At 52.5% G+C, this 611-nt stretch carries 1 protein-coding gene; it reads right to left on the reverse strand.

What is annotated here, in order from left to right; translation table 11 throughout:
- Positions 1-31: 31 nt before the first annotated feature.
- On the reverse strand, positions 32-611 hold a 580-nt coding region (locus HMPREF3098_RS08700), incomplete at its 5' end, for an IS256 family transposase (protein ID WP_210385966.1).

Consider the following 611-nt stretch of genomic DNA (forward strand, 5'->3'; position numbering starts at 1 on the left):
GTCAAGTTTTTTGTGTGTGGTGGTTTGTTTTCTAGATGTATGGGGCGAATCGGTCGGGGTAGGCGACGATCATTTGGTTGAGTGCTTCCATCCAGCCGACGGTTGTTCTCCCTTCGATTATGCGTCCTGATTTATCTGGTTTCGGTGCCCCTTTCGCTTTCTTTGCACGCTTGAGTGCTCGCTTGTCTTCGATCGTGCAGATCGTCAACCACAGTGCTTTTACTGCAGCGATATCGTTGGGGAACTGGATGCGATTGCGGGTGGCTTTACGCAGTTCACTATTGAGTGATTCGATCGCGTTGGTCGTGTAGACCATTTTCCGCACCTGCGGGGTGAACTGCAGAAACGGTACAAACCTCTCCCAGGCGCGTTCCCATACCAAGACAGATTGTGGGTATTTCTTACCGAGTTCACTGTCAGCAAACCGGTTAAGCGCGCTGCGTGCTTCGGTCTCATTGACTGCCGTGTAGACCTCTTTTAGCGCGGCGGAGACGGCTTTGCGGTCACCGTAAGCGACGTATTTGTTGGCGTTACGGATCAGATGCACCACACAGGTCTGCACGAGTGAATGCGGCCAGGTTGCTTCAATGGCTTCCGGCAGACCTTTAAGT

The sequence above is a fragment of the Corynebacterium sp. HMSC28B08 genome, assembly GCF_001806865.1.
Classification (GTDB): Bacteria; Actinomycetota; Actinomycetes; order Mycobacteriales; family Mycobacteriaceae; genus Corynebacterium; species Corynebacterium auriscanis.